The following is a 14876-nucleotide window of genomic DNA, read 5'->3' on the forward strand; positions in this document are numbered from 1 at the left end:
CTACCGATTGTCAGCTGTTGCCGAGGACGTCGTCGAGACGCCGACGGGACGCCGCCCCGCCGTGTTGCCGGCCGGACACGGGGTCCGCCTCGACGAGATCACGGGTCCGGGTCCTGGTGCGGGTCGCCCGGACCCGGGCTCCCGACACCGCGTCGGCCGGCGCGACACCCTGGCCGAGGGCCCGTAGCGTCGCGTTGTAGTGGTCGGCCAGATCGTCGAATCCGCGGTCCGCCGCCCACAGCGCCGCGTTCCGGAACAGCTCGGTGACGCTCTCCCGGGAATGGGCGAAGCTGGCCCGCTTCGCAATCTCCTCGTCGAACTCCGCGATGCTCTCCTCGTGTTCGAGGGAGGATTCCGCGTCCGGGAAGACATCCGCCTCGACGGTGGCCCGGAAGCGCTGCGCGGCGTGCGGGTCGGCCCGGCTGTCCACAGCCAGCCGCCGTCCACCGGCGACCACCCCGCCGCGGGCCTGAAGAATCGTGTGCGCGCCGAGCGGTGTGTCCGGAGCGCGCAACCGGAGCAGGAAGACCGGACGGTCCTCGCCGGTGCTCACGGCGGGTAGCGGCAGCCGCAGCTCGGTGCCGCGCGAGGTCGGTGGCGGCACCTTCATGAGGTGACGCTGCGGTTTGATCCGCCGCAGCGCCTCCACCGTCCAGCCGGGTCGGATCAGGACCCGCAGCTCACCGCGCCCCGCGGCCGCGCCGACCACCGGTTCGATCAGCGACGAGACGATCGCGTCGATCCGGTCGACGTCCTCGGCCGCCGCCCAGACGTGCTGCGTCTGGCCGCACACCCCGACCATCTCGGCGAGCACCTCGTCCCGGGCGTCGACGCCGATGCCCAGCGCGTCCGTCCCGATGCCCTGGTCGCCGAGCCCGGCGACGATGTGGGCGAGCTGCTCGGGCTGCCAGCGGCCGATGTTGGCCTCACCGTCGGTGATGAGCAGGACCCGGTAGACGTCCGCGTCCGGCGCCTGCGCGAGCAGCTCCCGCCCGGCGACGGCGAGCGCGTCGCCGATGTTGGTGTAGGAGTCCGCGTCGCTGTTCGTGGGGCCGTCAACGGCCGGCAGGCGGTCGGGCCGACGTCCGGCGCTGATCACTCGCGCCTCGCGGGCGAAGCGCACCAGCACGAGCGGGCAGCCGTCGGGCAGCAGGCCGTGCACGCGTTCCAGAACCCGCTGCGCGAGCTCCCACTTGCTGACCGCGTCCGGCGCCGCCGGATGCAGCATCGACAGGGATGCGTCGACCGCGACGGCGACCGCCACCTCCCGCCGGCCCCGCGGCGGATCGGCCACGCTGATCGTCAGCCGGAGCACCCCACCCGGCTTCGTGACACCCCGGTCCATCCGGCCCTCGACGCCGAGCCGGTCCCTGTCGTTCATCGGTTTCCTTTCTCCCCGTGAATGCGCGGCTCCCCGTGAATGCGCGGCTCCCCGTGAATGCGCGTGCCGGTGCCGCGGGACTCGCCGACGCCGGTGAGCATCGCCCGCTGGCGCGGTCTGGTCCGGGTGGCGACCACCTTCTCCCGGGCGGAGCGGATCGCGATCACCGCGACGGTGGCGTTGTCGTGCCCACCGAGGTCCTCCGCCCGACGGCAGAGCAACGAGGCCAGTTCGGCGGGGGTGCGGGCGACCGAGGCGAGGTCCTCCAGCACGTCGCAGAACCTCCAGTCGGCCACGCCCGGAATGTCCTCGGCGGTGTCGACGCCCGCCTCGCACGCCCCGTCGGTGGCGAGGATCAGCAGGTCGCCGTCGGCGAGCTGCACCCTTCTGGTCGCCACCGCGGTCGCGCCGCGCTGCGCCGTCCGGACGCTCTCGGTCACGATGCCGCGCTCCTCGGGTGTGGGAGCCTGGCCGGCGACGATCGCCTCGGCGACCACGCTGTGCTCGCTGGACAGCCGGGTGGCCACGAAGCCGTCGCCGCAGCGGCGCAGCAGGTAGGCACGGCAGTCCCCGACGGTCGCGATGTCGGCGCGACCGCGGGAGATCGAGGCGAGCACCGCCACCGCGGCGGCCCGGCGGCTCAGCGGCGCGGGCGGCGGCGGCAGCGCGACGTCCAGCAGCAGCCGCTCCGGTTCGGTCTCGCCGTCCTTCCACCGCCGACGGAATGCCGCGAGCAGCGCCCGCGCCGCCCACCGTCCCGAACCGTCACCGGGACCGGTAATGCCGTCGAGCACCGCGCAGGCGGTGGTCGTGCCGTCCGACGGGTCCTCGACCTTCGCCCAGCCGACCGCGTCCTCGTTGTCGCCTTCCGGGTTGCCGCCCGCCTTGCGCCAGCCCGTCACGCTCTCGCACGCGACGACGGTCGTCAGCCGCTCGTTGCGCGCGGGGAAGACGAAGGGTGCGATCCTCGACGCCAGCGCACCGGCTCCGGTCGCCCGGCGACCATGCTCGGGATGTAGGCAGGCCCGCAGCGCGGCGTCGGCGCCGGGCGGCCACTCGCCGGCGGCAAGCCCGGCCATCGCCAGCATCGAGGCGTCCCGGTTGCTCCACTCGCCGGTCAGCGCCTTGAACAGCACCACGGCGAACAGGCGAAGGTCACGGGCGGGACCACGCTCCCCCGCCGGAGTGACGAACCAGGGGTCGACGGGGTCGTGCCTGCCCGCGTCCAGCAGATCGCAGACGGCCAGAGTGAGGCTCTGCCCGGTCCACCTGAAGCTCCACGGCGCGAGAAGCCCCACGCCCTGCTGATGGAACGGTTCGAGGCTGCGGCCGATCTCGACGAAGGCGCGCAGCAGTGCGGCCGCGGAGATCGCGGGAGCATCGGCGGAATGGCTGTCGAGCAGATCAACCAGCGGCAGTCCCGGAAGTTCCGGCCAGCTCAGCTCGACCCGCACCGGCATGATCAGTCCGGCGCTCGCCGTGGGCAGGGCGACGCGGGGTGGGGCATGGCGTAAGGAGACCGCGCCGGCCCCCGCGTCCGCGGCGGCGTCGAACTCGTCGAAGTCGACCTCGTCGAGACCGGCAGGGTCGTCAAGACCGGCAGGGTCGGGAACGGCGTCTTCAGGACGTGTGTCGTCGAGACCGGCAGGGTCGTCAAGACCGGCAGGGTCGTCAAGACCGGCAGGGTCGTCGAGACCGACGTCCTCGGGAACCGCGTCGTCAGGAACGGCGTCGTCAGGAACGGCGTCGTCAGGACGTGCGTCGTCGAACGGGAACGGCTGATCCGAGTCACCGGGCTCCACCGACTCGGCGGTCACGTCGAACGGACCCGGGTCCTCCGCCTCGTCCAGCGCGTCCAGCGCGTCTGGCGCGTCTGGCACGTCTGGCACGTCTGGCACGTCCAACTCTTCGGCTTCGCCGAGCAGCTCGGCACCCTCAAGTGCATCCGGACCCGACGACCCGGCCAGACCACCGGATCCGCCCGGGTCGTCGGGTCCGGTGGGGTCTTCCAGCTCGTCGCTGTCGTCCTGCCCGGCCGCCGGCGCGTCCGGGCCTCCGAGCTCGTTCGCCTCCTGCGCTCCGGGTGAACCGGTCACCGCCCCGAAAGGATCGATCCCGGCGACGCCACCATCGCTGGCGCGCGGGCCGTCCAGGACACCGCCCGGGACATCGGAGGAGTCCCCGCCCACGACCCCTGTGATCACCGCCGGAACCGGGTCGCCTGGCGAAACCACAGGTCCGTCCGGGCCGGTCAACGGTGCTTCCCGATCACATCTGCCGGGGCGTGGGATGCGGACATCCCGACGCTACCGTCCGAATCATCCAGATGATCAGCGTCCATGGTCGTGGCAACGGCGACGTGCACGACGGTCCCCCCTTCCTCCCGCAAGATCGCGAAAGATCTGCAGTATGCCTGTCCGCGCGATATGACGGTATCGCTCGGCCTCGTCAGGTAAAGGACAGCCATAACCGACATCTATCGGTCTGGTCGTCATCGGCGGCATCTGCGACGGTCGGTGGCAACGGCCCACTACCTTCCGGAGGCACCGTGTCCGAGTTCAACTCCCGCCGCGCTCAGCGTCAGGTCCCGGCCAGGCGGAGCAACCCACTGCAGAAACTTGCCCGTGACCGGGCCCGGCAGGCCCGCCGACGCACTCGGCGCGATCAGCCGCTGCCGGATTACCTCGCCCGCTACGCGTCCGGACCGGACGGACATCCCCGATCGGCATCGACTACGATGGGCAAGCCGCGACCGAGCGGGAATTCCCTCAAGCACCTGCGGCCGGTTCCGTGGACGTCGCTGGGACCCGCGACGGTCCTCGATGCCCGCGTCGACTTCTCGGACTGTGCCGGCTACAAGCGGCGCCCGGTGGTCGCGGTGCGGGCGGAGAACGGCGTCATCCTGGCCTTCCCGATTACCACTCAGGTACGTCGGCTCAGCTGGGTTTGCGGACGCCTGCTCGCCTTCCCACGGGAGGCCGGTCTGCGCGAAGCCCAATCCGCGATCCTGTGGCGCCCGGTGGCAATCGAACGCTCCGATGTGATCCGGGTTCTCGGTCGTCTCATCGGCTCCGACCTCGAAGAGTTTCAGATTCACGCACGGGCGGTGCGCGGGGTCGACGGCAGCGACGCCTGACCCACGCCGGTATCCGGGCACGGACGAGATCGCCGGGGAAGCAACGACCGGAGGGGCCGGAACGACCCTGCGGAAGGATACCGTTACACTCGCTCGCCATGCGGCTGCGGTTCCTCGTCGACGATCGGGTCGAATTCGACCAGCGGCTGCGCCGTTCCGACCAGCTGTGCGTCGGTGCCGCCCCGGACGACGTCTGCGACGATGCCGCGTCGCACCGGCATCTGTCCGCCAGCCCGCCGGACCRGAAACTCTCCCGCCGGGCCGCCCGCCTGTCCGCCGCGCCGGGCGGCGGCTGGAATGTGGAAATCGCGAACCTGAACCAGGCCGATGTCCGGAACTGGGGACAGCCGACGTATCCCGTCGAGCAGGGCGGGCTGGTGTCGGTGACCGACCGGCCGACCGCGGTCTGGCTGCGCGGCACTCCGCAGCGCAGCTACCTGCTGTTATGCGAGCCGGAGCCGACCGGCGTCCGCCGGATTGCCCGCGATCGTCGAGTGACGGAGAGCAACGAGGTCGATCGCCTCTCCGAGAAGGAGACCGAGGCGATCCGCGTGGTCTTCGAACAGCATCTACGGTGGCCGCCCCTGCGTAACCCGGATCCACGTCCCAAGAAATCCGCCGCCGACCGGCTGGGGATCAAGCAGACCTCGCTCAACGACCGGTTGGCGGGCGCGCTGGAGAAGGCGAGACGGGTCGGCTACCAACCACCGGGCGGGCAGGTCGCCCCGACCCGCGACGCCGACTGGGTGTACTGGCTCGTCGGCATCGGTGCGCTGGACTTCGAGATGCACGCGGGAATCGGCTAACCGTCCCGATCATCGAACGGCGGCTGGCCGATCGAGCGAACCCGAGTCAGACAGACCCGAGCCAGACGGACCCGGGGGCGGCGCCGGACGAACGCGCACCCCGCCGGGTCGTTCCCCCTCGCCCGCGTCCTAACTCTCTACGCCTGCGCCTCTACGCCGGTGTTCTTCCCGTCCGCGCTTTCTCCCGATCCACGTGCTCCGCCGATCGACGCGCCCGTATGACTCGTCACTACCGATCCGGATATTCCTCGTCGGACGCCTCGGCTCCACTCGGCGTTGTCGAGATTTCCCGGGCGCATCGCATGAGCCGAAGATTTGTCTCCTGCTCGGCGAGCCCCCGATCACCCGATCGGGGGCTCGCCGACCCCGCGAGACGCGACCATGGAGATATGGTGATCTCGGTGGAGCGGCGGGTAGCGGTGGCGGCGGGTCCGGAACATCTGGAACTGCACGTCGAAGAGCTACGGCCAGAGGGTTTCCCACTCGACGATCCCCCGCCGGAGATTCCCTGGTCACCGGCTCCCCCGCCCCCGGGCCACCTTCGGGCGGACGGCCGTCCCCCGAACGAGGCACGGGCCCCGAACGAGACGCGGATCACGGACAGGACACAGATCGCGGACAGGACACAGATCGCGGACGAGACACGGACCATGACGTCGGACGACAGGCCGGCGACGATCCGCGGCGGGGGTGGCGACATCCCGGTCCTGCTGCTCCACGGGATCGCCGGCAGCACGGCGGACTGGGCCGCGGTGGTTCCGGAGCTCGCCACGTCCCGCCGTGTGATCGCCTACGACCAGCGAGGGCATGGCGCGAGTGGCTGGGCCACGACGGGCCGAGCGGGTTACAGCTTTGATCAGCTGGTGGCGGACCTCGCGACGGTGGTCGACGTGCTCGGGCTGCCCGCCGTCCACCTGATCGGCCACTCGATGGGCGGGGTGGTGGCGCTGCGCTACACGCTCAACCATCCGGGACGGGTGCGGTCCCTGGTTCTCGCTGACACCGCGGCCGCTCCCGCCACGGGCACGGGCGGGATCACGAAGCGGGTCGTGTCCGTCCTGCTGGCAGGGGCGGCGGCGATCGCGACGGCCGTCCACGCCGGCCGGAACCGCGCGGTGGCGGGGCTCGGCCGGATGGATCCGAACGCGATCGTCGCGCTCTGGCGGGACCTGAGCAGCTATCCGTCCCTCACGGACCGGTTGGGCGAGATCCGCGCCCCGACCACCGTCATCGTCGGTGAACGGGACTTCAGTCTTCGTGACGCCGCCGAGACGCTCGCCCGATCCGTGCCGGACGCCCATCTCGCGGTGATCGCCGGTGCCGACCACAATCCACACGCGAGCCGCCCGATCGCCTGGCTGACCGCCGTGGAGGATCACCTCACCCGCGCCGACCAAATAGCCACCGATCTCATCCGCTGATGTCGGGCCATGCCGGCCGACCGGTTGACTTCGAGTGCGCTCCCACCGCTATGGTCGGCGCGAGGCTGGCTTCCTCCCTCGTCCGCAGGTGGGGGATTCCCGGACCTCGCGGGCCGGGTTCCTGCTTCTTTTCCCGACGGGAGGTCCCGACGGATGCGTCACCGACTACCGTCGGTTCGGTCTCCCTCCATCTCCACAGGATCTTCACCGGCGAGTACGGCTCGTCTTCTATCCGGTCTGATGCGAAAGGGGGTGAGCGGCGTTTCCTCCTCCGCGTGGACGCGGAGGTTTCCACGCCGCGCATACCATGAAGTACCGCAAACTCGCCCGGACCGGCGTCGAGGTCAGCACCCAGTGTCTCGGCGCCATGATGTTCGGCGCGTTCGGCAACACCGACCACGACGAATGCGAACGCATCATCCATCGGGCCCTCGACGCCGGCATCAACTTCCTCGACACCGCCGACATCTACTCTCAGGGTGAGAGCGAGGAGATCGTCGGCCGGGCCATCAAGACCCGCCGCGACGACGTCGTCCTTGCCACGAAGTGYTTCAGCCCCATGGGCGACGAGCGCAACTCCCGCGGCGGCTCGCGGCGCTGGATCATCCGCGCCGTCGAGGATAGCCTGCGCCGCCTCGGCACCGACTACATCGACCTCTACCAGGTCCACCGCCACGACTGGGACACCGACCTCGAGGACACCCTCGGCGCCCTGTCCGACCTCGTCCACGCCGGCAAGGTCCGCTACCTCGGCTCCTCCTCCTTCCCCGCCGACTGGATCGTCGAAGCCCAGTGGGCCGCCCGGCGCCGTAACAGCGAACRGTTCGTCTGCGAACAGCCCCAGTACTCCATCTTCGCCCGCTCCATCGAAGAAGCCGTCCTGCCCGCCGCCCAACGCCACACCATCGGCATCATCCCCTGGAGCCCGCTGGCCGGCGGCTGGCTCACCGGCAAGTACCGGCGCGGCGAGCAGGCTCCGGCCGGATCGCGCTACTCGTCACAGGGCTTGCTCGGCCGCCGCCAGGGTCAGGCACTCTCCGAGGACCCGCACGCACCCGCCCGCTTCACCGCGGTGGAGGAGCTGACCACCCTCGCCAAGCAGGCCGGCGTGTCCCTCACCCACCTCGCGCTGGCCTTCGTCGACAGCCACCCCGCCGTCACCTCAACCATCATCGGGCCCAAGACGCTCACTCAGCTCGATGACGTCCTCCTGGCGGCCGAGATCACCCTCGACCAGGCGACACTCGACGCGATCGACGAGATCGTCACCCCCGGCACCGACATCGCCGGCACCAACCACCACAGCGGTAACCCGGCACTGCGGCCGAGTTGCCGGCGTCGGACGGCCCACTGACGGAMGAACCACTGACCAGCCTGACCATGCCCACCCCCGACCAGCCACGTTTCTCGACTCACGGCACCGCCAAGCCGGTCGGCGCCGCGGCATCTCCGGAGGCAGACAAGCCGTCTTCCGGATCCTGAGACGATGCGCTACAGTCGCCCGAGTCAGGTAACATAAGGGGGGTTCAACATGAGTGTCATCGTCGCCGTGACCCTGAAAGTCGATCCAGCCGCTCTTCAGCAGCTGTTCGCATCGAAGGCAGACATCTTCACATCCATCGCCGAGCGGGCACAAAAGGTAGGAGCCTTGCACCATCGTTTCCTTGCCGGCCACGGGCAGGTCATCATCCTCGATGAATGGGATTCCACGGAGGCGTTCCAGGAGTTCTTCACCAATCAGCCTGAGATAGCCGCCCTCATGCGGGATGCCGGCGTCGAGGGACCCCCGGAGATTCAGGTCTGGCAGCCGATCGAAGGCGCGCCCGACACCTTCTGAGCGGGCGCGCGGGACACGGGCGGGGGATGGCTACGGCTCCCCGTATCCGCGCCGCGGAACGGACCGGTACCCCCGCCCGGAATCGTCATCACCAGAGTTCATGATGATATCTTTGAGAACACTCGAAGCGGTCAGGTGTTCCGAGTGCGCAGCAGCATGTGAAGTTCGTTGTTCCAGTCGATGCCGTTGCTCTCCCGCCCCGCTGGAACCTGTCCGTGGCAGTCGGCGAGAAAGGCGGTGACCTTCGACTTCGCCAGCTCGAGATCGRCATGCCCCGACGGGCTGGACAGGGACACCGTGATCACCGTCTGCCCCTTGGATCTCGTCGGCCGGATGCGCACGTCGCCGGTCCCGGCGGGAACCTCGATCCCTTCGGCCAGCAGCGCGCGGGCGAAGATCCAGGTGATGGCCTCTTCACCGGGACGTAGGATCAACTCAACGGCGAAGGGATCAGCCGGGTCATAACGGAGTGTGCCGGGGATCGCCTCTCGCYCCCCCTCCTCCGTGACGTAGTCAACGGATAGATCGCGCGCCACGACATGCGCGGGCGTCGAGCTGTGACGGAGCATCGCTGCCTCCCAACACGGTCGGATTCGACACTGTTCAGCATCGCGCCCGGCGACGCCCGGTTTGGCCACCCGACGGGCCTCTCTGGACGGGCGGATCAACCCGGCACGGCTAGGCCGGTCGGCATAGCCGGCGAGTGAACGCAACGTCACGGTTCCATCGCTATTTTGTCGCGGTTTCGRCATGGTTGCGGCGACCCCACGTCGAGAGATTCCGGCCGAGTCCGCCGACGGGTGCGGCGATGACCTCGTCACTGGCCCGACGGGTGTCGACGCTGGCCGTCGTACCGGTGGGAGGGAGTCGGCCCAGACCGTCAGGACCATCCGCCCCCACCGGCCGGCCCGTCGTCAACTCAGCCGCAGGGAGCCCGGTAGCCCATATCCCTGAAGGCAGTGCTCCATTCACCGGCGGTGATCCGGTTCGCCGGATCGGCGCACGCGGTGTCCGCGAGCCGGCCGGGCTCGGCGTCCCACAGCCGCAATGTCCCGTCGTGACCAGCCGAGACGACGACGCCCGTGCCGGAGACGAAGGCGATCGCGCTGATCGGCTGGGTGTGCCCGTGCCACTGGGTCAGCAGGATCGGCGTGTCCAGACGGGAGATGTCGGTCAGCCGGACCGTCTCGTCATCGCCGGCGGAGGCGACGACGTCGGCACCCGGCTCGAAGGCCACGCTCTGGATCCCGCCCAGCGAGCCGGTGGCGACGCCACGGGCGGGATTGTCCGGATACCGCACCTCCCACAGGCGCACCGTGGCGTCGACGCCGCCGGAGACCAGAACGCCTCCGTCGCCGGTGAAGACCACGGACCGCACCCCACGGCTGTGCCCGCGCAGGATTCCACCCGCGGTCGGCCGCGCCGCGTCCCGGATGTTCCACAGATGGACGGTGCCGTCCTCACCAGCGAACGCGAGCAGGGTGCCGTTAGGCGCGAAGGCCATCGAGCGCACTCCCCCGGTCTGACCGTCCGCCCGGACGCGCTGCTTCGGACGCGCCGGGTCCGTGACGTCCCACAGCGCGACGATGCCGTCCGCACTCGCGGACCCGAGAGTGTTGCTGTCCGGGCTGAAGGCCACCGACTGCACCGCGTCGGTGTGGGCCTGGATGGTTGACCATCGGACCATCTGGTCGGGGTCGTGCAGGTTCCACAGTCGGATCGTGCCGTCGGAATGGCCCGCGGCGAGCAGGCCACCGTCCCGGTTGAACGCCAGCGACTCGATCCAGCTGCGGCTCGGCACCGAGACGGAGGTGCGCCGGACCAGCTCGGTCCGACCGACGACTTCCCATAACGTGACCGTTCCGTTGTTGCTCCCCGCCGCGATCCAGTGCCCGTCCGGGCTCACCGCGAGCGCCAGCAGGGCACCGGTCCCGACGGGGATGGTGGTCGGGGTGATCCCGGCACCGAACAGCGCGATCATCGCGCTCCGGGTCCTGGCCGAGTGCGGCTCGGCGCGGTAGGCCGCGAGCGCGAGCCGGCGAGCGAGTCCCGTGTCGCCGTCCTGGAGGAGCAGCGCCCGCTCGGCGACCGCCTCAGGCACGCTCATCTCGGTCCGCGAGCCCCCGCCCCTGGTGGACACGATGGCGACCGTCGTCACGAGCACGGTGACGGCGGCCACCAGGGCAACGATGATCAGCGGACGTCGGTTGCGGGCCCGGTCGCCCGGTGGCGCGGCGGACGAGGACCTCCGCGACGACGAGGACGACCGCTGAGACGAGGACGACCGCTGAGACGAGGACGACGAGGACGACGGGGACGCTCCTCGCCCGGGGTCCTGGCTGTGTTCGTCCTCGGTCCAGACCGTCACCAGAGCATCGGCGAAGTCCCGGGACCGGGACGACGAGCCTGCGCCCGGCCGCCAGCGGGCATCCGGCCCGGACGGTGACGCCTCGCTCCCCGACGAGGACGACCCGAGCCCGGGAGAAGAGGTCGGGCCCGGAACCGACGACGGGCCCGGAACCGACGACGGGCCCGGAACCGACGACGGGCCGGACCGGGCTGGTGCCCCGGGAATGCCCGGCCCCGGGAACGAGATCAGGTTCGCCGGCGGCGGGGGTCCGATCGGCTGATGGCCGGTGACGGGCGTGATCGGACCCGCGAGGTCGGCGTCGCTCGCCGACGTTCCGGAGGCGCCGCCGGGGGACGTGTTCAGCGGCCGGATCAGCGCGGTCACCTCGGACAGGGACAGCCCCTTGACCGCCATTGGGGCTTCGACACGTAGGTCCAGAAGGCGCGCGTAGAGCTTCTCGGCGGTGGGTCGCTCCGCCGCTGCCTTGCGCATCGCATCGGAGACCAGGGGCCGCAGGCTGTCCTCGAAGCCGTCAAGCGTCGGAGGATCGTTGACCGTCCGGTACAGCACGCTGGGAGCGGGGCCGTTACCGAACGGGTAACGACCGGTCCCGGCGAAGATGAGGACACCGCCCCAGGCGAACACGTCCGCCGCCGAGGTGACCTGCTCGCCCAGGGCCTGTTCCGGCGCCATGAACGCCGGCGTCCCGAGCTGGCGATCCCCGCTGAGTACCGTCGCGGAGTCCAGGGCGCGCGCGATACCGAAATCGATCACCTTCGGCCCGAGCCGGGACAGCAGGATGTTGGACGGCTTCAGATCCCGGTGCACGAGTCCGGCCCGGTGGATCGCCATCAGCGCGGTGGTCATGCTCACCGCCAGCTGATGAAGCTCCGCCGGGGTCAACGGGCCGCGCGTGCCAACCGCCTCGGACAGCGTCGGCCCGTCGACGTACTCGGTCACCAGATAAGGCGGATCGGCGGTGATGTCGACGTCGAGGACCGCCGCGGTGCAGAAACGAGCGACCCGCCGGGCGTTGTCGGCCTCCTGCTTGAGCCGGCTGCGGAACTCGGCCAACCGGGCGAGATCCGCCCGGATCAGTTTGACCGCGACCAGACCACCGGCGGCGTTCTCCCCCAGGTAGACGGTCCCCATCCCACCCGCGCCGAGACGCCGCACCAGCCGGTAGGGACCGACCTCGGTCGGTTCGGAGGCAGCACGATCCGCGGGTCCGTCCGCGGGTCCGTCCGCGGGTCCACTCCGGCCGGGTGGGTGGGACATTAGCTGATCACTCCCGCCCGAGGTTGTCGAGGTTGTCGAGGATCCCGAGGTTGTCGGTCAGCAGGCCACCCGCGCCTGGCAACGCCCGGTAATGCCCGGCGGCGCCTGGCACCTAGCGACGCTGCGACCTGGCACGCCGACGTCCACGGGCCGCCATCTGGTAGTGCACGGCCAGGAATGACAGCGCCAGGAAGAGCGGAAGCAGCACCGACGAAGGCGAAGCGCTGGTGTCCGCGGAGACCAGCACCATGTCTATACCGGCGGAGAGGTTAGCTCCGCAGGCGGCGGTGACCGGACGGTAACCCGGCCGGAAGCTGGCGAACTGGACCACGGTCTCGAACGTGCCGTCCTGGTCGGCGACGGTCCGTCCGACCAGCTCGCCGCCCGCGGTGAGCACGGCCTGCGACCCGGGTCTGCAGCCGGCACCCCGGGCGAACAGCGTATCTCCGGCCGTCACGGCGCTCCGGTCGAACAACAGCTCACCGGGACGTGCCTCGCGTGCCACCGGCTCCCCCACATCCGGCTTCCCCACATCCGGCTCGGACACGCCGGGCTCGGACACGCCGGGCTCGGACACGGGTGTGCATACGCCCAGCACGCGCACCGTCCCCTTCGGGCAGCGGGACGGGGTGGGTGCCGCGCACTGCTCGTCCAGCGGAACCGCGAGGCCGCCGGGGCAGAGCCGGCGCCCGGCGGGGCAGTCGAGCGTCGCCGCGCGCACGGAACCGTCCCAGCAGACGACCGGGACCGGCGGGGATGGCCGCGGCGGCGGGCAGGCTTCGCCCACGGCGACGCCGACCACCGACCCAGGGCAGGCCTTCTGCGGCAGGGGGCACTGGTCGGCCGATCGGCGCACGGAGCCGTCCGGACAGGTAACCGAGGTCTCCTTCTCCCCCTTGGAGCCCGGCTTGGTGGAGTCGGTGACCGGGGACGAGGTGATGGGAGGTGGCGTGGTCTTCGTGCCCTCCGTGGGGCAGGGCGTCCCATCGACCAGGCCGAGCGGCAACGCGGGGGCGGGCGTCGCGCAGTGCCGGGGATCGCCGTCAGCACATCCCCTGTCTGTCCCCATCCCTGTACCCGTCCCCGGCGTTGACGTCGACGCCGGCCCGGAGGTGCACCGGGGTTGCGGGCAGGCACCGTTCGGCGGTGATGACGCCGCCGCGTCGGCCGATCGAGGCGTGCTCGGTGGGCAGGTCGGACCGTGCTGGTCGCAGGGGCCACCCGCATTGCGCGTGGCTGCGGCCGGGCAGGTCGGCGAACTGGACGTGCAGCGCCCACCAGCGTCCGTCGTCGTCCCCGACGGGCAGCTCGTCGCACTCGGATCGGAGTGGGGAGACGGGGTACCGCTGGGGGTCTCCGGGTTCGGCGCCGGATTCGGGATGGGAGGCCGGGACGGGGAGGTGGACGGCAGCGGAGACGTGGACGGGGGGATGGACCGGGTCGGGGACGGCAGCGGGGACGGGGACGCGGATGGCAGCGGGGACGGGGATGCGGACCGGGTCGGGGCTGGGGACGGGGACGGCAGCGGGGACGGGGGGATGGACCGGGACGGGGAGATGGACTCCGACGACGTGCCGGTCGACGTCCCGGGACTGACCATCGCCGTGGCGACGCCGGCCCCGCTGACCAAGAAAAACACAACGACAAACACCGTCGATACCAGACCGCGCGACGGCCGTGGCACGAATCGACCAGATACTCGCTGGCCAGACACCAGAGCGCCCCCCCGGGTGCGGCTGGCAACACGCCCGTTGCCGGCGGCCTGCCCCGGACCGGCGGAGACAACGTGATGCACGTTAGGCGGAAGTCCCGCCCTACGACGATCGATAGGATAACAGTCGCGTTGCCGGTCATCCGGGCCACGGGGGGAAGCGGTGAATGTCAGATTGCCGACGGAGAAGTCGGCGCGGGAAAGTATTTTCGTCGCCGTTTGCCTGACGGCGTRCCTGAGTTGGCTCATGTTACCCATGGYGTCTCCGGTCCATGCGGCGGACGGCGGCGGGGTGGAACTCGGCGTCACCGTCGACGGTCAGCCCCTCGGTGAGGACAACGTGGTCCTCGAAGCCAGTGCGGTCGCCCGCGTGGTGGTCAGCGTGCAGAACCTGACCCGGTCGAATGTCCCCGTCGACTCGGTACGGCTGAGCGGAACCGTGCTCGGCCTCACCTTCTTCGACTACGACACCCGGGTGCGCACAACCATCCCGGCCCGCGGATCGGCGAACTGGACCGTCGACCTGGATGTGCGCGACCTCGACGGTCGGGCCACCGGATTGATGCCGGTGGAGGTGGCGATCCGGGGCGCGGACCTGCACACAGTGGCCAGGGTAGCGGGAACCGCCGACATCCACGGATCGCTGTTGTCCATCTACGGGCTGTTCGGCCTCGGGCTTGTCGTCCTGATGGGGCTGCTCTGGGCCGTCGCGTTGCTCCCGCTCGGTCGCCATGCGGTGCCGGCCACCTGGTGGCAGCGCGGCCTGCGGTTCGTGCCCGCCGGCTGCGGGGTCGGCCTGTTCGTCATCTTCGCGCTTTCAGCCACCCGGCTGCTGTCGCCCGGCATCCCCAGTGATTTCGGCATCACCATCACGGCGACCGCCGTCTGCTTCGGGCTCGGAGCCCTGCTGCCCCAACTGGTCCCGACGACGAGGCGCGGCTGACCCCACCGGCCGT

12 protein-coding genes are annotated in these 14876 nt (G+C 70.6%); 7 read left to right on the plus strand and 5 right to left on the minus strand.

Annotated features, from left to right (window positions below):
* Positions 1–10: 10 nt before the first annotated feature.
* Positions 11–1381: a vWA domain-containing protein gene (locus KBI5_RS10345; protein ID WP_011437791.1), complete on the minus strand. Its 1371-nt coding sequence runs from the start codon at positions 1379–1381 to the stop codon at positions 11–13.
* On the minus strand, positions 1378–3585 hold the full coding sequence (locus tag KBI5_RS10350; RefSeq protein WP_133056999.1) for a SpoIIE family protein phosphatase: 2208 nt from the start codon (positions 3583–3585) through the stop codon (positions 1378–1380). The genes KBI5_RS10345 and KBI5_RS10350 overlap by 4 nt, the downstream gene beginning before the upstream one ends.
* A gap of 344 nt (positions 3586–3929) precedes the next feature.
* Between KBI5_RS10350 and KBI5_RS10360 the strand changes: the two genes are divergently transcribed.
* From KBI5_RS10360 to KBI5_RS27740, 5 genes are all read left to right on the plus strand, one after another.
* Positions 3930–4517, plus strand: coding sequence for a hypothetical protein (locus KBI5_RS10360; RefSeq protein ID WP_035909547.1), 588 nt, complete (start codon positions 3930–3932; stop codon positions 4515–4517).
* 98 nt (positions 4518–4615) lie between these two features.
* A complete protein-coding gene (locus KBI5_RS10365) occupies positions 4616–5323 on the plus strand; it encodes a hypothetical protein (RefSeq protein ID WP_085015115.1) in 708 nt (235 codons plus the stop codon).
* Positions 5324–5712: 389 nt separating this feature from the next.
* A complete protein-coding gene (locus KBI5_RS10370; RefSeq protein WP_083494838.1) occupies positions 5713–6744 on the plus strand; it encodes an alpha/beta fold hydrolase in 1032 nt (343 codons plus the stop codon).
* 307 nt (positions 6745–7051) lie between these two features.
* Positions 7052–8098 (plus strand): aldo/keto reductase, encoded by a 1047-nt coding sequence (locus tag KBI5_RS10375; protein ID WP_085015116.1) that lies wholly within the window; start codon positions 7052–7054, stop codon positions 8096–8098.
* Between the two features lie 177 nt (positions 8099–8275).
* On the plus strand, positions 8276–8581 hold the full coding sequence (locus tag KBI5_RS27740; RefSeq protein WP_011437796.1) for a hypothetical protein: 306 nt from the start codon (positions 8276–8278) through the stop codon (positions 8579–8581).
* 131 nt (positions 8582–8712) lie between these two features.
* Here KBI5_RS27740 and KBI5_RS10385 read toward each other — a convergent pair whose 3' ends face one another.
* From KBI5_RS10385 to KBI5_RS27745, 3 genes are all read right to left on the minus strand, one after another.
* Positions 8713–9150 carry an SsgA family sporulation/cell division regulator gene (locus KBI5_RS10385; RefSeq protein WP_085015117.1) on the minus strand — a complete coding sequence of 146 codons (438 nt, stop codon included), beginning with the start codon at positions 9148–9150 and terminating at the stop codon, positions 8713–8715.
* Between the two features lie 350 nt (positions 9151–9500).
* Positions 9501–12209 carry a serine/threonine-protein kinase gene (locus tag KBI5_RS10390; protein ID WP_085015118.1) on the minus strand — a complete coding sequence of 903 codons (2709 nt, stop codon included), beginning with the start codon at positions 12207–12209 and terminating at the stop codon, positions 9501–9503.
* Between the two features lie 112 nt (positions 12210–12321).
* Complete coding sequence (locus KBI5_RS27745) at positions 12322–13278, minus strand: hypothetical protein (protein WP_235463172.1); 957 nt, start codon at positions 13276–13278, stop codon at positions 12322–12324.
* Positions 13279–13435: 157 nt separating this feature from the next.
* Here KBI5_RS27745 and KBI5_RS26965 point away from each other — a divergent pair, with 157 nt between their 5' ends.
* Together KBI5_RS26965 and KBI5_RS10405 are read left to right on the plus strand one after the other, a co-directional pair.
* A complete protein-coding gene (locus KBI5_RS26965) occupies positions 13436–13999 on the plus strand; it encodes a hypothetical protein (protein ID WP_160323723.1) in 564 nt (187 codons plus the stop codon).
* A gap of 177 nt (positions 14000–14176) precedes the next feature.
* On the plus strand, positions 14177–14863 hold the full coding sequence (locus KBI5_RS10405) for a hypothetical protein (RefSeq protein ID WP_241882800.1): 687 nt from the start codon (positions 14177–14179) through the stop codon (positions 14861–14863).
* Positions 14864–14876 lie beyond the last annotated feature (13 nt).

Origin of the sequence: Frankia sp. KB5 (assembly GCF_002099325.1) — a bacterium.
Lineage (GTDB): Bacteria > Actinomycetota > Actinomycetes > Frankiales > Frankiaceae > Frankia > Frankia casuarinae.

Coding starts and splice junctions, on each gene's coding strand:
- KBI5_RS10345 (WP_011437791.1), bottom strand. CDS start 1,381: ATGAACGACAGGGACCGGCTCGGCGTCGAGGGCCGGATGGACCGGGGT.
- KBI5_RS10370 (WP_083494838.1), top strand. CDS start 5,713: ATGGTGATCTCGGTGGAGCGGCGGGTAGCGGTGGCGGCGGGTCCGGAA.
- KBI5_RS27740 (WP_011437796.1), top strand. CDS start 8,276: ATGAGTGTCATCGTCGCCGTGACCCTGAAAGTCGATCCAGCCGCTCTT.
- KBI5_RS10390 (WP_085015118.1), bottom strand. CDS start 12,209: ATGTCCCACCCACCCGGCCGGAGTGGACCCGCGGACGGACCCGCGGAC.
- KBI5_RS27745 (WP_235463172.1), bottom strand. CDS start 13,278: ATGGGGACAGACAGGGGATGTGCTGACGGCGATCCCCGGCACTGCGCG.